15 protein-coding genes are annotated in these 19,420 nt (G+C 66.9%); 4 read left to right on the top strand and 11 right to left on the bottom strand.

All coding sequences use genetic code 11. The features are described from left to right. Positions 1-6: 6 nt before the first annotated feature. From XAN126_RS0124430 to XAN126_RS0124470, 9 genes are read right to left on the bottom strand one after another with little or no spacing between them, the layout of a single operon-like run. Positions 7-1,743: an ATP-binding protein gene (locus XAN126_RS0124430; RefSeq protein ID WP_024281176.1), complete on the bottom strand. Its 1,737-nt coding sequence runs from the start codon at positions 1,741-1,743 to the stop codon at positions 7-9. Between the two features lie 5 nt (positions 1,744-1,748). Continuing rightward, complete coding sequence (locus XAN126_RS28545) at positions 1,749-2,237, bottom strand: DUF2147 domain-containing protein (protein WP_024281177.1); 489 nt, start codon at positions 2,235-2,237, stop codon at positions 1,749-1,751. After that, positions 2,225-2,653 (bottom strand): EamA family transporter, encoded by a 429-nt coding sequence (locus XAN126_RS28550; protein WP_024281178.1) that lies wholly within the window; start codon positions 2,651-2,653, stop codon positions 2,225-2,227. The genes XAN126_RS28545 and XAN126_RS28550 overlap by 13 nt, the downstream gene beginning before the upstream one ends. Then, positions 2,650-3,858, bottom strand: a complete 1,209-nt coding sequence (locus XAN126_RS0124445; RefSeq protein WP_024281179.1) for a GNAT family N-acetyltransferase — start codon at positions 3,856-3,858, stop codon at positions 2,650-2,652. The genes XAN126_RS28550 and XAN126_RS0124445 overlap by 4 nt, the downstream gene beginning before the upstream one ends. Continuing rightward, complete coding sequence (locus tag XAN126_RS0124450; RefSeq protein ID WP_024281180.1) at positions 3,848-4,768, bottom strand: alpha/beta fold hydrolase; 921 nt, start codon at positions 4,766-4,768, stop codon at positions 3,848-3,850. Before XAN126_RS0124450 ends, XAN126_RS0124445 begins: the two co-directional genes overlap by 11 nt. Positions 4,769-4,775: 7 nt before the next feature. Continuing rightward, a complete protein-coding gene (locus tag XAN126_RS0124455; RefSeq protein WP_024281181.1) occupies positions 4,776-5,141 on the bottom strand; it encodes an EamA family transporter in 366 nt (121 codons plus the stop codon). Then, positions 5,138-6,061, bottom strand: coding sequence for a hypothetical protein (locus XAN126_RS0124460; protein ID WP_051460682.1), 924 nt, complete (start codon positions 6,059-6,061; stop codon positions 5,138-5,140). The genes XAN126_RS0124455 and XAN126_RS0124460 overlap by 4 nt, the downstream gene beginning before the upstream one ends. A gap of 5 nt (positions 6,062-6,066) precedes the next feature. Then, complete coding sequence (locus XAN126_RS0124465) at positions 6,067-7,494, bottom strand: aminotransferase class III-fold pyridoxal phosphate-dependent enzyme (RefSeq protein WP_024281183.1); 1,428 nt, start codon at positions 7,492-7,494, stop codon at positions 6,067-6,069. Next, entirely contained in the window at positions 7,487-8,161 is a 675-nt protein-coding gene (locus XAN126_RS0124470; protein WP_024281184.1) for an HAD-IB family phosphatase, read from the bottom strand. The genes XAN126_RS0124465 and XAN126_RS0124470 overlap by 8 nt, the downstream gene beginning before the upstream one ends. 546 nt (positions 8,162-8,707) lie before the next feature. Here XAN126_RS0124470 and XAN126_RS0124475 point away from each other — a divergent pair. The 3 genes from XAN126_RS0124475 to XAN126_RS0124485 all read left to right on the top strand — a co-directional run bounded on the left by XAN126_RS0124475 (position 8,708) and on the right by XAN126_RS0124485 (position 12,862). Further along, positions 8,708-9,211, top strand: a complete 504-nt coding sequence (locus XAN126_RS0124475) for a sigma-70 family RNA polymerase sigma factor (protein WP_024281185.1) — start codon at positions 8,708-8,710, stop codon at positions 9,209-9,211. Positions 9,212-9,313: 102 nt separating this feature from the next. Then, a complete protein-coding gene (locus tag XAN126_RS0124480; protein WP_024281186.1) occupies positions 9,314-10,270 on the top strand; it encodes a FecR domain-containing protein in 957 nt (318 codons plus the stop codon). Positions 10,271-10,438: 168 nt separating this feature from the next. Beyond that, positions 10,439-12,862, top strand: a complete 2,424-nt coding sequence (locus tag XAN126_RS0124485) for a TonB-dependent receptor (protein WP_024281187.1) — start codon at positions 10,439-10,441, stop codon at positions 12,860-12,862. 246 nt (positions 12,863-13,108) lie between these two features. On the opposite strand, the gene XAN126_RS0124490 is transcribed toward XAN126_RS0124485, so the two are convergent. Then, entirely contained in the window at positions 13,109-15,112 is a 2,004-nt protein-coding gene (locus tag XAN126_RS0124490; RefSeq protein WP_051460683.1) for a tetratricopeptide repeat protein, read from the bottom strand. Positions 15,113-15,970: 858 nt separating this feature from the next. On the opposite strand from XAN126_RS0124490, the gene XAN126_RS0124495 reads away from it, so the two are divergent. Next, positions 15,971-18,394, top strand: a complete 2,424-nt coding sequence (locus XAN126_RS0124495) for an arylsulfatase (protein WP_024281189.1) — start codon at positions 15,971-15,973, stop codon at positions 18,392-18,394. Between the two features lie 232 nt (positions 18,395-18,626). Here XAN126_RS0124495 and XAN126_RS0124500 read toward each other — a convergent pair whose 3' ends face one another. After that, a complete protein-coding gene (locus tag XAN126_RS0124500; RefSeq protein WP_024281190.1) occupies positions 18,627-19,358 on the bottom strand; it encodes a TetR/AcrR family transcriptional regulator in 732 nt (243 codons plus the stop codon). Between the last annotated feature and the right edge of the window lie 62 nt (positions 19,359-19,420).

The raw sequence follows: 19,420 nt of genomic DNA on the forward strand, positions 1-19,420 counted from the left end.
GCGGCATCACCCCTGTTTGCCGAGCGGAAGGCGGATGGTGAAGATGGCGCCGCGCTCCGGTGCGTCGGCACACGTCACCTCGCCGCCATGCACCTCCACGGTGGACCGCACGGTCGCGAGCCCGAGGCCGGTGCCGTTCACCTTGGTCGTCACGAAAGGCTCGAAAAGGGTGGCCCGCACGTCTTCCGGGATGCCGGGGCCGTTGTCCTCCACATGGAGCACGGCCGCGTCCGCCCCGAGCTCCGCACGCACGATGATGTGGCCGCCATCGCCGGCGGCGTCCATGGCGTTGATGATCAGGTTCAGCAGCGCCTGGTGCAGCAGATCCTTGTCGCCCTGGATCGGCAGCGGGTGGTCCGGCAGGCGGGCGATGAGGCTGATGTTGCGGCGGCGCAGCTCCGGCGCCACGAAGTCGAGGGCCGGCCGGACGATGAAGATGACGAGATCGAGCGGGACCGCGGTGCATTGCGGGGGCCGGGCATAGTCCAGCAGGTCCTTCACCAGCCGGTCGATGCGCTGCACCTCGTCGAGGACGAACATCATCAGCCGGTCCTCGCCGGGCGCCATGGGGGCCTTGCGGCGCACCAGCTCCGCCGATGTCTTGATGATGCCGAGCGGGTTGCGGATCTCGTGGGCGATCACCGCCGCCGCCTGCCCGAGCGTCGCGAGCTGGGCCCGGTGGCGCGTGGCGGTCTCCCGGTCGCGCAGGGTCTGGAGCTGCTCGGTCATCGCATTGAAGCCGCTGGCCAGCGCCTCGATCTCGCGCCCGCCGGTCTCGCGCACGCGGATGGCATAGTTGCCCTCGGCCACCGCGCGCACGCCGCGGGTGAGGTCATGCAGGGGGCGGCTCATGCGCCTTGAGATGCTGAAGCCCACCAGCAGAGACAGCACGCCCGCGACCGCCGCCAGGGCGCCGAACAGCGAGACGGTGCCGAGGCGTTCGAACGTCGCCGACGTGCCGTTGAGCCGGCAGGCGATGATGCCCACGAGACGTCCGCTGTCGTCACGAAGGGCGCTGAACGCCGCCGCCGGCCCCAGGCCGAAGCTGCGCCTCTGGATGGCGAGGGGCGCGCCGGCGCTGAGGGCCGCCAGCGACTCCGGTGGCACCGGCAGCGGGGTCCGCTTGAGGTCTTCGAGATCGCGCAATTCACCGCCCTCGGTCACCTCGATCAGATGCAGGTCGAGCGAGCGGATGGTCTGCGGGGCGGTGAAGAACTGCTCATCCAGCAGATTGGCGATGAAGAGGAAGCCCGCCTGGTCGCCGATGCGCACCGGCTGCACCGCTCCGACCATCATGGCGCGGTGCCCGCCCTGCCGGACGAAGAAGATGGACGCGACCGCCTTGAGCGGCAAAGGCTGCATCAGTTCCAGGTCGCCGGTCGAGAACAGGACCGTGCCGTCGGCCGAGTAGAGGCGCACGAAATCATAGCCCACGGTGGTGAGCAGGTCGGCGAACGGCGCGATGGGCTCGGTGCCGCCCCGCGACACGGCGGCGGCGACGACGGCGGTGGCGCGCTGGGCCTCCTCGCGGCCCTCCGCAGCCTCGTTGGCCATGAAGGTCGCGATCTCGCCGATCCACTGCTCCACGTTGCGCTCGAACGTCACCGAGATGACCTCGGCGGCGATGAAGCTCGCCACCAGCACGGGCGGCACGCTGACCATGACGAAATAGAGGGTGAGCCGCAGCCGCAGGGGCAGCAGCGACCACCAGTTCAGCCAACGCGAACCGCGCCGTCGCGTCATCCGTCCTAGGACCTCTTGTTCCCGGCGCTGGCCTTCAGGGTGGGCGCGGCGTCGCAGCGTTGCAGCGTGGCGGCCGCGCGGTGCCAGTGGAGGGCGTGGCCGAACGCCTTGATCCCAATGAAACCTGTCACGACGATGGCGTCGGCGCCGTCCGGCGCGATGGCCACGGAATAGCGTGCGCCGGCCTCCGGATCGTAGATCCAGCCGCCCTCCCAACCGTCACCGCCCGGCGCGACGCCGGACATCACCTCCATGCCGCAGAGGGGGCGATCGCGCAGGGTCAGGTCGGCATTGTTCTCGTCGCGTACGGGCTGCGCATGCTCGTCCAGCGGGGACTTCAGCCACACGATGCGTCCACAGAGCGCGTCGCCGCACGGTGCGATCTCAACGGCGCCCTCGCCATCCTCGGTCATCCAGACGCCGGTGACGTCCGGCCCGGCGCAGGCCGGGGTCACCAGACCCAGCGTCAGAAGGCCGGCGATCAGGTTTCGCATGGGGTCAGCTCCGGTTTCGCAACGGCATAGGCTTCGGCATCTTCCCCATGGCCGACGAGCGCGACGCCCAGCAGGATGAGGCCGATGCCGGCGGCGGAGCGCGCGTCCACCGTCTCGCCGAACGCGAGCCATGCGAACAGCGGCACGCTCACATAGCTCAGCGCCGTCAGGGGGAAGGCGCGGCTGAGGGCGGTAGTGCGCAGCACCAGCATCCACAGCACGTAGGTCGCGAGGTAAAGGCCGACGGCCAGCCACGCGAACGCGGTTCCGGCTGCGGCGGCGAGGAAGTCCAGCCCCAGCGGAATGTCGCCGATGGCCTCGGCGGCGCCCTTGAAGGCGAGCTGGGTCGCGGTGTCCACGGCGAGGAAGACGGCGACGAGGATCAGGGTCGCGACGGTGGCGGGACGCAGCGTCATCGCGCGCCCTCCCTGCCCAGCCGTCGCAGGTCGGGGTCCCAGCGGGGGAAGGCCAATAACGGGGCGGCGAGGCGCAAGACCGCATGGAGTGCCCGATTGCGATGCTTCACCAGATGCGTGCGCGGCTCCAGCGCGCTGCCGAAGCGCAGCTTGGACGCATAGGCGGTCTGCCCGGTCTGCAGGTAGCGCCGGCCGATGCGCTGGCAGAAGCGCACGTTTTCCAGCCAGCTCAGGGCGTAGAGATCGTGCGCGGGGCCGAGCGGATAGGCCATGCCGAGAAACTTGTCGATCACCCGGTCGGGCTCGACGAACAGGAGGTTGAAGGCGGCAAGCTGCCCACCCACCCGATAGCAGGCGAAAACGGCATCGGTGCCGAGCGCCCGCGACACGGTTTCGAAATAGCCGTCCGGCAAATCCTCGAAATCGCCGTAGCGCACCTGGCTGCGGGTGCGGGTGGCCTCATAGAGCGCGCGCACCTCCCCTTCCATACCGGCGAGGGAGGTGCGCCACTCCACCTCCACCCGCTCGGCCCGCTTCATCTTGCGCCGGAGATCCTTGCGGGTGGCCGGCGAGAGGCGGGCGAGATAGCCATCGAGATCGCCGGTGCCGTCGAGGTCCAGCACCGCGACCGGCAGGCTCTCCACCGCGAAGTAGCGGGCGGCGGCCAGATGCGGCGCCAGCAGCGCCAGCTCGCGCGGCGCGAGGTCCTTGAACACCACGAGCCCGGTGCCGCGCCGCGCCGCCTCTGCCTCGACAGCGGCGATGAGGCCTGCGACGGCCTTCGCGCGTCCGGCCTCGCACAGGCGCGGGCTCAGCGCCACCGGGCAGGCGTCGGTGAAGGTCGAGCCGACGCCGAGCATCCGCCATTCCATGAGACCGGGTGCGCGGCGCGCGAGGCGATCGCAGAAGGCGGCCAGAGGTCCGTCCTGCAGCGGAGTGTCCAGCCGGTATTTCAGGGCGAACAGCGGGGCCGCCGCGGCAAGGCCCGCGCGGTCGCCCACGCTGACCGCCGCCAGCTCAAGGGCGGCCGGTGGGGAGGTCTCGCAGGCCGCGAGATAGGCCCACCCCTCGCTTTCGGGCGGGCGGGCGGCCTTCCAGGCCGTGGCATCGATGCCGGCCATGCCGGACACCATGCGGACAAGCGGGGCAACCGGCGCGCGGGCCGTGTCGCCGGGCCAGTCGCCGACCAGGGCATCATGCGACATGCGCCACCTGTCCCTGGGGAGGCTGTGTGGGGGGCGCCTGTGTGTGGGGCGCCTGCCGTTCGGCACGGCCGGCCGTCGCCCGGCGCGGCTCGCTTGCGGGTTGGCGCAGCGGCGCCTCCACCACGCCCCGGATGAAGGCCGAGATCCGGTCGGTGACGAGATGGCGCTGCCGGTCGAGGGTGACGAGGTGGTAGCTGTCGTCGAGCACCAGGCAATCCACGGTGCCGCCGAGGCGGCGTTGCAGCAGCACGGCATTGTTGAAGCTCGCCACATCGTCGTGGCGGGCATGGGCGATGAACACGGGCTGGCGAATGCTGCCGAGCTGCGGCTTCAGCATCGCCACCAGCCGCCACAGCTGCCGCAACGCCGCGGAGGGCGTGCCGAGGCTGCCGGCATCGGTATCGCCCAGCCGCATGGCGCGCACGATCACGCTGCGGATGCGTTCATCCTTGAGGCCGTAGGGCTCGCGCTCCACGAAGCGATAGCGCCGGCCCAGCGGCGTGTTGATGAGCAGGCGCAGCAGGAAGCCGTAGCGGGGGATGGACCAGCCGTCATAGCGCAGGGTCGGCGCCAGCATCACCACGCCGTCCACGCTCTCGGGATTGCGCGCGGCGAGCAAAGCGGCGAGCAGGGCTCCCATGGAGAGGCCGCCCACGATCACCTTGGTGCAGCGCGCTTCCAGCGTCGCGAGGGCAGCCTCGGCGCTGGCGTACCAGTCCTCGATCGTCGTCGCCGCGAGCTCCGCCTCGGTGCCGCAATGGCCTGCGAGCTGGCAGCACAGCACGGTGGCGCCGGTGGCGGCGAGCCGTCGCGCCACCTCGCGCAGTTCCACCGGGGTGCCGCCGAGGCCGTGGATGAGCAGCACCCCGACGGGGCCGCCCTCGATCATGATGCTGCGGTCGAGAGGCATGGGTTTCTCACAGGCTGGATGCGACGAGGGCGACACCGGCGGTGACGAGGGCGGCCCCGGCGTATTGCCGCGGCGCGATCCGCTCGCCGAGCCACAGGCGGCTCGCCACCGTGACGCCGAGGATGTTGAGGCTGGCGACGGGAAAGGCGATGGCGAGCGGCACCAGCGCGAGGATGCGCGTCCACACCAGGAACTCGATGGCGTAGATCGTCAGCCCCGCGATCAGCCATGGCTCGGCCATCAGCCTTACGGCGAAGCGCCCCACGCCGGTGCTGACGGCCGGAAGGCGGTCGGCGCCGCGCTTGAAGGCCAGCTGCCCGGCCACGTCGCAGGCGACGGAGGCGGCGAACAGGGCGACGAGGGACACGCTCATTGCAGGATGTCCCCCATGTGCCGGAGGATGCGGCCGTTGGTGACGCCGTTGACGGCGTTGGCGTTGCCGCGGGGATCGCGCCGCTGGTCACGGTCCAGATAAGCGCAGAGGGCGCGCAGCGCGCCATTGTCGCCCTCCGGCGAATAGTCGCCGCACACATCCATGCCCAGAACCGGCCGGTGCTCGGCGAAGACGGTGATGGCCTGAAGCACCTTGTGGAGGGGAAGCCGGCCCTGATCCCAGTTGGTCACCGCCTCGTCCGGGCCCAGCACATCCTTATCGAGGGTGATCCAGAGTGGAGTGTGCGGCAGCTCGGCGGCGATGGCCTCCACCCGTTCCGCGAAATCGCCGTCCTCGAGGCCGTCCCAGCGCAGGCCGTCGGCCCCGATCCCCGCCGCGCCGCGCACGCTCGCGACCTCGAAGCCGGGTCCGGCATAGAAGGTGGCGCCGGCCGCAAGCGGATGCATCTGAAGGCGCCCGGAGCGCAGCAGCGGCAGATCCGCGCCCTTCAGCTGCGGCGCGCTGAGGTCGGAACTGCACGGGCCCAGCGTCACCACCCGCGCCACGTTCCGCTGTTCCAGAAGGCGGCTCACCCACGAGCCGCAATTGAGCGTGCGGGGAAAGCGGGTCCAGTCCGGATGGTTGTCGAAATGCACGACGCTGACCGGCTGATCGAAGCGCGACACCAGAAGGTGACTCAGGTGATGGAAGTCGCCCGAGCCGTAGAAGCAGATCTCGCCGCGCGTCGGCGGGCCGAGCCGGTCGGCCAGCGTCCTGAGCGCGCTCCGGCCCGCCAGAAGGCGCAGCCGGGGCGCAAGGTCGCGGGCAAGGAACAGGTCGGCGTCACAGCCGGGCAGGCCGGCCATGACCTCGTCCTGCACGGTGAGCGCACCGTCCAGATCAATGACCTTGATGCGCATGGTGCTCACCGGGGCGTCACGCGGGTGAACAGCTGGTCCATCAGCGCCAAGGCGAGGTCGATCTCGGCGTGGCTGATGGTCAGCGACGGCGCCAGCGTGATGACGTTCTTGTGGTAGCCGCCAATGTCCAGCACCAGCCCGAAGCGCTCGCCGCCATGGACGAGATCGCCCTTCAGCGCCTCGTCCACCATGCGGTCGACGATGGCCTTGGAGGGGGTGAAGCTGTCGTGCGGCTCGCAGATCTCCACCCGCAGCGCGAGGCCGAGGCCGTCCACGTCACCGACGATGGCGTGCTTCGCCTTCAGCTCCTTCAGGCCGTCGAGGAAATGCGCGCCCTTCTCGGCCACGGAGGTGGCGAAATCCTCCTCCTGCATCATGCGCATGGCCTCGAGCGCCACCGCGGTGCCGAGCGGATTGGCATTGAAGGTCGAATGGGTGGAGCCGGGCGGAAACGCCTGCGGATTGATGAGTGCCTCGCGCGCCCACAGGCCGGACAGGGGATTGAGCCCGTTGGTGAGAGCCTTGCCGAACACGATGATGTCCGGCGCCACGCCGAAATGCTCGATCGACCACAATTTGCCGGTGCGGTAGAAGCCCATCTGGATCTCGTCCACCACCAAGAGGATGCCGTGGCGGTCGAGCACCTCCTTCAGCTCCGGGAAGAAGTTCGGGGGCGGGATGACATAGCCGCCGGTGCCCTGGATCGGCTCCACATAGAAGGCGGCGTATTCGCACTTGCCGGCCTTGGGGTCCCATACGCCGTTGTATTCGCTCTCGAACAGACGGGCGAACTGCTGCACGCAGTGGTGGCCGTGTTCCTCCTTCGTCATGCCGCGCGGGCCGCGGAAATGATAGGGGAAGGGGATGAAGTGGGCGCGCTCGCCGAAATGCCCGAAGCGGCGGCGATAGCGGTAGGACGAGGTGATGGCCGAGGCGCCCAGCGTCCGGCCGTGGTATCCGCCCTCGAAGGCGAACATCAGGCTTTTGCCGTCGCAGGCATTGCGCACCAGCTTGAGGGAATCCTCGATGGCTTGGGCGCCGCCCACGTTGAAATGCACCCGCCCCTTGTGCCCGAAGCGCGCCAAGGCGCCTTCGGCGATCTCGGCGGCCAGCTCGATCTTCTCGCGATGCAGATACTGGCTCGCCACCTGGGGCAGGCGATCGAGCTGGCGGCGCATGGCCTCGTTCAGACGCGGATTGGCATAGCCGAAATTGACAGCCGAGTACCACATCTGAAGATCAAGGAAGGCGCGGTCCTCGTCATCATAGATAAACGACCCCTCGCACCGCTCGAATATCTTCGGCTCCTGGGTGTAATGGACCGTATCCCCATGAGAACAATAGGTCTCCTCCAGTTCACGCAGGCGGGTGCACTCGGCGACGGACGTTGCGACTTCGGTCTGGCGACCGACTTCGGTCTGGCGATCAAGCATGGATGTCCTCGAACATAAGACGGGAGGGGGCCGCATGGCGGCGCGCACGGAACGGGTCCAGGAAAGCCAGGGCGTCGGCGAAGCCGGAAATTGCGCGGTGGGGGATGCCCTCGGCGGCGCAGAAGGCAGCGAGCGCGCCCTTGGCCAGGACAAAGTCGGCGCGGCGGGCAAGGCAGAAGTCGGATCGCCCGTCGCCCACCAGCACCACCCGGCGATTGGCTGGCACGGCGGCGCATTTGCAGGTGCCGCTTGGGCACTGTTCCCCGCGATTAGAAAAAGCCGCCTGCCAGCGGCCATTGGCCGTTTCCACCAGCCGATTACTGGTGACCGGCAGATCGATCCCGTTGGCGTGCAACAGGTGAATGATGGCGAGATCGAACCCGTCGGACACCACGGAGACGGTCGCGCCGCAGAGCCAAGCCCGGGTGACGAAGGCGGCGAAGTGCGGATCGAGCTTCACATCGGCGAGGGCTGCCAACATGGCGGCGCGTGACGCTTCCAGCAAAGCGACCTGCCGCGACATGCATTCCCGCGAGCCGATGCGGCCTGCGCACCATTCTTCTTCGATTTCCTGCCAGCTCCCATCCGCGAATGTCGCGAGCAGAAGATCCGTGGTGTCGACGAGGCTTATGGTGCCGTCAAAATCGAGAGCGAAGTGAAGTTGCATTTGGCCTCACGGACTGCGCGCTGTTCCCAACGCAAGCGTGGTGCCAACTGCTAACTGACTGATGCAAATACGTTATCCACGGAAGCGCGATGGCGGGCTGCCCCGAGATACGAAGGTTCCTCCAAAAATTGGAGAAGGGGATGTCGCCGCGAGAAGACAGGTCTGGCTGGCCCACGCCTGTACCGTGCACGGGGTGAGCCAGCGTCGGGCGTGCAAGGCCCTGAGCGTCGATCGCACCAGTACGCGTCTCGCTCTGGCACATCCTCCGCGCCTGGCATTGGCAAGCCGAAAGCAGGCGCTGTGACGGGCTGCCGGCCATTCTGAAACGTCGACTTGGCAGTGCATTTGCGCGGCAGCAGCCAGCGGGTGCCCCGCGCCTTAGAATCGATATAAATCATTGGTGTTGATAGGAAATTTCATTTTGCGCTAGATCTCACTCCGGTGTGCCGGGCGACCTTGCAGGATGATGTGCGCGCAGCCTGCCACCCACAGGCGGGGGCTGCCATGGGATGAACGGCGCCGGCGCGAGCGGAGGATAGGGCTTCAGTGGGTTGGGATATCGCCACATTGTTCAAGCGGCACGCGAGGGATATCGCGCAGGCGCTGCGTCGGCGTGGCCTGACGGCGGACATGGCGGCCGACCTCACCCAGGACACCTTCGTCCGCGTGCTGGCGTCCCCGCCGGCCGAAACCGCTCCGGTGAGCAACCCCGCCGCCTATCTCTTCCGGGTGGCGCGCAACCTCTCCATCGACCACCAGCGGCGCGAGCGGCTTCTGAACCGGGTAGACCTTGGGGCTGAAGGCTTCGAGGCGATCCTCGATCCCTCGCCGTCCCAGGAAGCGGCCGTCTATGACAGGCAGAAGCTGGCCTTGACCGCAGCGGCACTGGCCGAGCTGCCGGAAAGGACCCGGCGGGCCTTCGAACTGCACCGCATTGAGGAGATGACGGTCGCGGAAGTGGCGGCGGAGCTTGGCCTGTCCCGGTCGCGGGTCTGGGCCCTTGTGCGGGAGGCTTACGAGCATGTCGACCTGCGGCTGAACGGCCTTTGAGCGGCCGGCATCTGTGGCGCTGAACATTCGCGCGGGCCATTCGTATAATGATAGGAAGCGAGCGATGCTGCCGCCCTGGCAGCCTGCCTGCACGAGGAGCCTATGAGCGGAATTCCGGAAGAGCGCGTGCTGTTTCGGGAAGCCGCCGATCTGGCCATCCGCCTGCAGGATGATCCCGCCAACCCGGTCTCGCTCGAGATGGTTCGCGCCTGGGCCGCCCGCAGCCCCCAGCACGCCGCAGCCTGGGCGCGCGTCGCCCAGATCCATGGCATGACCGGCAGGGTCCTCGGCGACCAGCGGAAGGCCGCCGACGGCCACAGCGCGCTGACCCGCCGCACGGTCATCATCGGCGGCGTGATCGGCCTCGGCGCCGCCGCTGCGGGGACATGGCTCGGCCCCGAGGCAATCCGCCATGCCCGCGCGGACGAGGCCACATCCACGGCCGAGATCCGGCGCGTCGCGCTCACCGATGGCAGCTTGATCACGCTCGGCCCGGACAGCTTGGTGGCCTTCTATTTCTCCGAAGACAGGCGGGAGGTCACGCTGCTCGACGGAATGGCCTTCTTCGAGGTCGCGCGCGACCCGGCACGGCCGTTTTCCGTCCTGTCTGGATCGGTGTCGGCGACGGCGATCGGCACGGCGTTCGACGTGTCCAGCGATGGGGGTTCCGTGTCGGTTTCGGTCGATCAGGGAGAGGTGGAGGTGCATGCGCCGAACGCGATGCTCAGCGCTGGCGCGCGCCTGACTGTCGGCGACTGGATCACGCTCGATTCCTCCTTGCAGAAGGTCTCCCGCGGCGTGCGCGATGCCTCCCAGATCGCCGCGTGGCGGGAGGGCATGGTCATCGCGGATGGGGAGACCGTCTCGGCCATGGTGGCCAGAATCGCTCGCTGGCAGCCGGGGCGTGTCGTGATTGCCGACCCCTTCCTCGGGTCGCGCGTGGTGAGCGGGGTATTCGATCTGAGTGATCCCATACGAGCCCTTGAGGCGGTGGTTCGCCCCTTCGGCGCGAGGGTGCGCCGGATCGGCCCCTATGCGACGGTGATTTCGCCCGTCTGAGAAAAAGTGCCCGGACTGCAGGAGATTTCGGACCTCCGCTCGTAAGGCTCCATAGGGGCTCAGCAACCAGCCACACGGCCATGCGAGCCCCCGTGAACGCGACGGAGAAGCTGGGACATGCGGCCAGGGTCTGGGACGAGGGGTTTCGCCGGCATTGGGCGGAAGGTCATGGCCGCAACGCTGTTGGCGACGACGGCGATCCTGGCGCAGGGTGTGCTCATGGGCACCCAGGTTCATGCCCAGCCCAGCGTGCAGATCACCTTCAACATCCCGGCGGGCCCCCTGAGCCGGGCGCTGGCGACCTTCGGAAAGCAATCGGGGACGCAGGTGTCCTACGAGGCGGCGATCGCGAACGGCAAGACCTCGCCCGGATTTCAGGGGACCGCGACGCGCGAGCAGACCCTGGCGCGGCTTCTTCAGGGGTCGGGACTTTCCTACGCATTCTCCGACGCGACGAACGTCCTGATCACCCAGCCACGCCCCCAGTCCGGCGCGATGGGAAGCGATGGCTCGATTGTCCTCGATACGGTCAATGTCGAGGCGGAAGCGATCAACAATTGGGACGCGCCGGCGCCCTATGCCGGGGGCCAGGTTGCCACGGGCGCACGGCTCGGCGTGCTCGGAAACGTCAGCATCATGAATGCGCCCTTCAGCATCACCAGCTACACGTCCAAGGTGATCGAGGAGCAGCAGGCCGTGACGGTGGCCGACGTGATGGCCAATGATCCCTCCGTGCGGGTCTTCACCAATGGCATCAGCTCGTCGGCTGGCGCGGGCGAGGTCTTCTTCATCCGCGGTTTCAGCGTGACCAACCAGAGCATCCTGATCGACGGCTATGGCGGCATCTCGCCCGATCGCCTCATCCCGGTGGAAACCATGGAGCGCGTGGAGGTGCTGAAGGGGCCGAACGCGCTTCTCACCGGCTACACGCAGTATGGCTCCCTTGGCGGGTCCATCAATGTGGTGCCCAAGCGCGCCACGGACGAGGCCATCACGCGCCTCACGGCAAGCTATTTTTCCGATACCCAGCTTGGCACCCAGATCGATGTCGGGCGGCGCTTCGGCGCCAACAAGGAATGGGGCGTGCGCGTCAACGGGATCTTCCTGGATGGCGACACGTCCGTGGACGGCCAGGACGCCCGGCTTGGCGCCGCCACCCTGGCCCTCGATTATCGGGGCGAGGACCTGCGGGCGAGCTTCGACGCGGGCTATATCGACCAGAAGACCTATGCCCCCACCGGCGCCGCCGGCTTCGGCTTCGCCTCCGACATCGCCATTCCGCGCGCGCCGGACGCCAGCAAGCAGATCTACCAGGACTGGGAATATTCCGGCACCAAGACGGCCTATGGCCTCGCCAAGTTCGAGTATGACATCAACCCGGCATGGACACTCTATGGCGGCATCGGTGGCAGCACCTACAGGCAATCCATGCTGTCCACGGACATCTATGTTCTCGATTCCGCCGGGAACGCAACGGCCACCGCCTATTATAGCCCCATCAACGGTGGTGCCGTTTCCGCACAGGCCGGCCTCCGCGGCGCGTTCGCCACCGGCCCAATCGGCCACAAGATCAATCTGAACACTTCGTACCTTTACCAGAACCTGTACCAGGAAAGTAACTATTACGGATTTTTCTCCTTCGACACGAACATATACAACGCCCCCACCGTAGCCGCCCCGTCCACTGCGGGCTTCAGCGACGACCCCCCAAAATACTGGGACATCAACGCACCCGCCGTGACGCTGACGGACACGCTCTCCGTCCTTGACGAGCGCATCCTGTTCACCGCCGGGGTCCGCTATCAGCAGATCAAGGTCGATGTGTTCGATCCGGATGGAAGCATCGCCCAGGCTTATGACAAACAGGCGGTGACGCCCGCCTTCGGCCTCGTTGTGAAGCCGGTTGAGCGGATGTCGCTCTATGCCAACTACATCCAGGGCCTCCAGCAGGGACCCATCGCCTATCAGGGCACGGCGAACGCCGGCGAGGTCTTCCCGCCGATGATGACGGAGCAGATGGAAGCCGGCATCAAGTATGATTTCGGCGCCTTCACCGCCACCGCCAGCATTTTCCAGATCACCAAGCCCAGCAGCATCATCACCACCAACGCGGCCGGGGAGTCCGTCTTCAGCGTCAATGGCGAGCAGCGGAACCGGGGTGTCGAGGTCAACGTCTTCGGCCAGCTTTGGGAGGGCCTGCGCCTGCTCGGCGGTGTCGCCTATACTCAGGGCACCCTCACCCAGACCGATGACGGCCTCTATGACGGCAATGCGGCGGTTGGCGTTCCCAACTGGCAGACCAATCTCGGCATCGAATGGGATCCACAGGCCATTGCCGGCCTGACGCTGTGGGGCCGAATGATCGCCACCAGCTCGCAATATGTGAACCAGGCCAACACCCAGCAGATCCCAAGCTGGATCCGCTTCGATCTTGGGTCGCAATACAAGACGCAGGCCTTCGACCATCCTCTCGCACTGCGTTTCGCGGTGGAGAACGTCTTCGACAAGAGCTATTGGGCGGCTGTGAATGATGGCTGGGTCTCGACCGGCCTTCCGAGAACCTTCAAATTCTCCGCCGTGATGGATTTCTGAGGCAGAAGCTGGCCAACAGGGGCGTCTACCTCGCGGGCGACTGCAGCCAACGCGAGAGATTTGGCCGTCCGTCGGTGAAGATTAGATATCGGCCGGAAGCGGCCACGCTGCGAGGCCGGCGACGTACTCACTCCCCAGGGTCCGGACTCGATTGAGCCCGCATGCGCATGTCGCGGCGAGGAGGACGCCTGAGAGGACGTTTCGGGCGAGCCTGTCGTAGCGGGGGGCGACACGGCGTGAGGCCAGTCAGCGCGCTCGGAGCCGTGCAGCAATGCGTGCCACTTCGGGATTGTCCGGCTGAAGGTCCGCCAGGCGTTCCGCAAGCGCGCGGGCGCGGCTGACGTCTCCGGCGCCCAGCGCCGCATTGAGGACAAGTCCGATCAGCGCCGGATCGTTCGGGCTCTGCTCCAGCCCCTGCCGGGCCACGTCCTGTGCTTCGGTTTGGCGGCCGAGCGATTGCAGGGCGATCGCCTCCACATAGGCGTAGCGCGCTTCGGCGGGCGCCAGCGCGCGGGCGGCGGCCAGCGCCACGAGGGCGTCGTCGTAACGTTTCTGCCGCACGAGGGTGAGCCCGAGCGCATGGTGGAGGGCGGCGTCATTGCGCATGGCGAGGCCCTCGCGCAGCACCGTTTCGGCCTCCGCCTCGCGCTTCTGCCGCCGATAGAGGTCCGCCATGTTGATGCGCAGGGGCGCGAAGGTCGGATCGAGCTTGAGACCGGCGCGGTACTCCATCTCCGCCCTGGCTCCATCGCCCCGGCGCAGAAGGAAGGTGCCGAGATTGGCCCGCGCATCCGCCCGGTCCGCATTCAGCCTCTGGGCTGCCTCGTATTCGCTGAACGCAGCGAGGAGGCGGCTGCGCTCAGGCTCGCCCACCTCATCCAGCGGGACATCGGCGAGCTGGTCCGCCGCCTCCAGCCGCGCCGCGGCGGACGGATCTGAAAGAAGCGGCGATGCCCTCCGCCAGCGCTCCGCGCGCGGCAGGCCGGCCGCCGCCCGCAGCCCCGCCACACGAACCATGGGATCGGGATCGGCGAGGGCTGCCCGAACCGCGTCGTCGCTTATGCGCGCCGGGAACTGCGCCAGCGCCCCGACGGCGGTGGCCCGAACGAGGCCCGGCACGTCCCGATTTCCAGCCAGCGCGACAAGGGCCGCACGGGCCTCTGCTGCCCCAAGGCGCGCGGCATGAAGCGCCGGCCCCCAGCTCTGGAAGCCCTTGCGCTCCGGCCCATGCCAGCGCTCGAGCGCCTCGGCAGCCCAGCTCGCAGGCTTTTTCGTGTGGCAATCGGTGCAGGCATTGGGCGTGCCGAGCGCAACGGAGAGATCCGGGCGCGGAATGCGGAAGGAATGGTCGTGGCGTGCGTCGACCACCATGTAGGTGCGCTTCGGCATATGGCAGCCGATGCAATCCGGCGTCGCTGGCCCCGGGGCGTGGCCGGTGTGGCTCTGGACCGCGAAGCGCTCCGGCAGGTGACACTGGCCGCACACCGCCGCGCCGGGCGCCTTCAGGGCCGCGGTGTGCGGATCGTGGCAATCGGTGCAGGCGACGCCGCGCTTGTACATCAGGCTCTGCTTGAAGGCGTGATCGTTGAACACCTCGTCCTGATTCTGCCCGTCGGGCTCGAACAGGCCCTGCTCCAGCAGCACGGGCATGTGGGTCTGCGTCAGCGGCTGGCCGGGCTGCCAACTCTCGGACGTGACGCCGCGGCGGGCGTGGCAGCGCGCGCAGGTCTCGACAACGTCCCCAGCCGCCCGGTCCACACCATGGGCCGGGCTTCCGGTCTTCGGATCGGGGGTCCAGTCCACGACGGGCCGGGGTGCGGCCGCACTGGCAAATCCCGCATGAGACGTCGCGCGATCGCGCGGCCCCTTCGCCCAGGCGAGGTGTCCGGCCCCGGCGCCGTGGCAGCTCTCGCAACCGACGCTGATCTCGGAGAGGCGCGTGTCGAAGCGGTCGGCCGCCGCATCGTAGGCCTTGCGCAGCGCCGTGGAATGGCATTCCGCGCACATGTGGTTCCAATTCTGCTGCGGCCCGGACCAGAACAGCGGGTCGCCGGGCAGGGGCGCGTCGTCGCCATAGAGGTGGAACCAGCGCTGGCCGCCCTCGGAGGCCGGTCGGGTGTCATAGGCAAACGGCAGCGCCTGCACGCGCCCGTCCGGCATGGCGACCAGATACTGCTGAAGCGGGTAGAGCCCGAACGTATAGGCGATGGGGTAGATTGCCTGCTTCCTGTCCGAGCCAGCGATCTCCACGCGATAGCCTGTCCCCACTCGGAAGAAGCGAGCGCTCACCGGACCTTGACCGACCTCCGCCCCGTCGAAGCGCCCCTTGACGGTTGCTTCGGTTGGAAGGCTCATCGCGCCGGAATGCTGCGAGGCCAGCCAGGCCTTGGCCTCCGCCGCATGACAGCCCGCGCACGCCGCCGAGCCGACATATCCCTCCGGCGCCTGCGGCGTTAACGCCCCGATGCCGCCGGATGAAAGTTCGGCAGGTGCGGCCAGGGCACCCGCTTGGCGGTCTCGGTCGCTCCGCGCCGCAGCGATGAACGAAATCATCAAGGCTGTGAGGACACCAGCCAACAAGACTGACAGGATGCTCCTGAGCCGCATCCTCTTCTACCTTCCACTGTACAGGTCCAGCAACGAAGACTATGTCCCGGAGCGGTCTCGCCGCCCCGCCGGGGCCGACCTCATCTCTACCGCACTCATCGCCCCCACGCATCAGCCAAGGTCGCGTACCGACAGGCGACCATAGCTGATTTCGCCTTTAGAGATCATTGGACGGCCGTGATCGGGCGCGAGGGCGGCCGACGCGACCTTCTCCTCGCTCAGCCAGCGCGGTCCCCTCGCGTGGCACGACCTCAGCGCTCAAATTTTAAGTGAATTGACTGGCGTCAAGGCTATAATCGGACCTGTGACATCCTGATCGACATGTAATTATGTTCAGAGGTTACAGAGTAACGACGCCAGACTGATCATGTAGTGATGGTAAATTCGAGACGCGGGATGGAAGCGGGTCCGCTGACGTGAGCGGATATCTGGTCCGGCACCGGCCAATGCCATGCATGAGAAGAAGAACGCGATCACAATCGCCAACCAGGGAGGTCCGCCATGAAGCCAGCCACTCTCTTTTCGATGGCCTGCATCGGCCTCGGCGTAGCCATCGCTGGCCCCGCTGCAGCCCAGCAGACCCAGCCTGTGGGGCCGTACAAGGACTTCAAGGGCAAGATCGAGCTTGATGTGCGCGACTCGGTGGCGGATTGGGGTCCATTCACGCCCAGGAAGGCGCCGGAAGGTGCGCCCAACATCCTGTTCGTGCTTTATGACGACACCGGCCTGGCCGCATGGTCGCCCTATGGCGGGCGGATCAATATGCCGACTTTGGACAAGCTGGCTGCGGAAGGGCTGACCTATACGCAATGGCATACGGCAGCGCTGTGCTCGCCCACGCGCTCGACGCTGCTGACCGGCCGCAACCACACGCTCAACGGCATGGCCGCGATCACCGAGGGGGCCAACGGATTCCCCGGGGCGAGCGGGCGTATTCCGCCGCAGGCTGCGACCATCGCCGAAATCCTCAAGGACAATGGCTACAGCACCTTCTGGCTGGGCAAGAACCACAATGTGCCGGAGCAGGACGTGGCTTCGGGCGGAAATCGCAGCACCTGGCCCCTGGGCATGGGCTTCGACCGATTCTACGGCTTCATCGGCGGCGAGACCAATCAATGGTATCCCGATCTCGTCGAAGACAATCGCTTCATCGAGCCGCCTTCTGCACCGCAGGACGGCTACCATTTCTCGAAGGATCTGGCCGATCAGGCCATCCGCATGATCCGCGACCAGAAGGCCACCAATCCTTCGAAGCCGTGGTTCATGTGGTACAATCCCGGCGCCAATCACGCTCCGCATCAGGCGCCGCAAGACTTTATCGACAAGTACAAGGGCAAGTTCGACGACGGCTACGAGGCCTATCGCAGCTGGGTGCTGGCGCGCATGATCGAACGGGGCGTCCTGCCCAAGGACACGCAGCTGACGCCGCTCAACCCGCTACCGGCGGACGCCGCCTATGCCCCGGACATGGTGCGGCCCTGGGACAGCCTCTCTCCTGACGAGAAGAAGCTGTTCTCGCGCCTCGCCGAGGTCTATGCCGCCTTCTCGGAATACACCGATGTCCAGATCGGCCGCATCATCGACTATCTGGAAAAGTCCGGCCAGCTTGAAAACACCATCGTCATCTACGCGGCGGACAATGGCGCCTCCGGCGAGGGCTCGCCGAACGGCTCGGTCAACGAGAACAAGTTCTTCAACGGCTATCCCGACGATATCGCCGAGAACATGAAGCTGATCGACAAGCTCGGCGGCCCCGACACCTACGAGCATTTCCCCACTGGCTGGGCCGCCGCGTTCTCCACCCCGTTCCAGATGTTCAAGCGCTATTCGCAATATTCGGGCGGCACGGCGGACCCCCTGGTCATTTCCTGGCCGAAGGGCATCAAGGCGCGCGGCGAGATCCGCAATCAATACCACCACTCGGTGGATATCGTGCCGACCTTGCTTGATATCATCGGCATCGAGATGCCCAAGGTCTATCGCGGCGTGGAGCAGTTCCCCCTGTCCGGCGTCTCCATGCGGTATACATTCGATGCCGCGCCCGATGCCCCGACGCAGAAGAAGCGGCAGTTCTATGCGATGCTGGGCACGCGCGGTATCTGGGAAAATGGCTGGCTGGCGTCTGCCGTGCACGCGCCGTTCACGGGCAAGGGCAAGTTCGATCAGGACCGCTGGCAGCTTTACAACGTCGAGACGGACCGCTCGGAATCAAAGGATCTGGCCGACGCGCACCCCGAGAAGCTTGCGGCGCTGATCAAGGCCTGGAACGAGGAGGCGCGCACCAATCTGGCGCTGCCGCTCGATGACCGCACCGCGCCGGAGATGCTCGGCGTGGAGCGCCCCAGTGCCGAGCCGGCGCGCGACCGCTACATCTATTACCCCGGCACGGCGCCGGTGCCGGAGGGCGTTGCGGTCAACGTGCGCAACCGGTCTTACAAGATCCTCGCCAATGTGGAGATCGACACCCCCGACGCGTCCGGCGTGATCTTCGCTCATGGTTCGCGTTTCGGCGGGCATGCCTTGTTCATCAAGGATCACAAGCTCTACTACGTCTACAACTTCCTCGGCATCAAGCCGGAGCAGACCTTCATTTCCAATGTCGATCTGAAGCCCGGCAAGTACACGCTGGGGATGGAATTCACCCGCACAGGCGCCGGCCCGCACAGTGAATCGCTCGGCACGACCAAACTCTACATCGACGACAAGGTCGTGGCCGAAGGACCCATGCGGACCCAGCCAGCCAAGTTCACGCTCTCCGGCGACGGCCTCTGCATCGGCTATGACAGCGGCGATGCGGTGAGCCAGGACTATACGTCGCCCGGCACGTTCAGGGGTGGCACCATTCAGGGCGTGGCCGTGACCGTGGAGAAGGCCGCCTACACCGATCTTGCCCAGGAGGCCCAGCGTGCGCTTGCCCGCGATTGAGGCCGTCGGCACATCGCAAGCGGCCAGTGGCCATCTGGGTGCGGCCACCGTTCCGAGCAGCTTGAAGAGAGCCAGCAGCACCACGATCGCTTCACCGAAAAACGGAGCAGCTTCCTCGATCACCCATCAGGCCCGGAGGGGGGAGTCGGCGCTTTTCGTGAACGAGCTGGCCCTCAGAGGAAGCCGCGCTTCCCAGGGCCATGAACTGTGGTGAGACGGCAGCGCGGCGGCCTCAATGGTCAGAAGACGAGAGGTTCGGCTTTCGTACGATGCCTGCCATAGCGAGATCCCAGGCCTGGCCAAAATAAAGGTCCTGAGAGGCGAGATCAGTGAACTGGGAGTCGCCGAGCATGGCGCGGATCATCGGCTTGATCGAGGTTGCGTACAAAAGCTGATCGGCGATGAACAGGGAATCGCCCGCGACGACGAGGCCCTTGCTCTGCGCGCTTCGGACCAGATCCGCGAAGCGGACCATGAACGGATCTTCCGCGGCAGTGGGTGTCCCCACGCCGCCGGCTGGCACGGCCTCGGCGAGCGCCACACGGTTCAGGGCGAGCAATTCCGGGCGCATGTTGATGGAAAGGAGCGTGCGCGCATAGGTCCGCAGCCGTTCCAGGGGCGCCCCATCCACGCCCATCGCCGCGTCGATCTCGGCCATGACGCGGGTGCGTAGCTGATCCATCAGCGCCGTGAACAGCGCCGCCTTGGAGGGGTAGCGCCGATAGATGGTGTCCTTGCCAGCACCGCATTCGGCCGCGACCTGCTCCATGGTCGTCGCAGCAAAGCCCTGGGAGGAGAACAGGCGCGCGGCCGTGTCGAGGATCCGCTGGCCAAGTTCCTCCGCAGCCTGCTTCGTCGGCCGTCCACCGCGAGGCCGCGCGATCTTGGCAGCGGGATTGGCGGCAGGATTGGCAGATGCAGGACCGCGTGGGCGGGAATCGCTTGCGACCACCCCGCGCTTCACCTCGGCCTTCCCCGGTCTCATCTTGCTTGCCCCATCGCATGTCACGAAATGATTTAGAAGAA

This window comes from Xanthobacter sp. 126 (genome assembly GCF_000526175.1).
In the GTDB taxonomy this organism is placed as follows: Bacteria; Pseudomonadota; Alphaproteobacteria; order Rhizobiales; family Xanthobacteraceae; genus Xanthobacter; species Xanthobacter aminoxidans.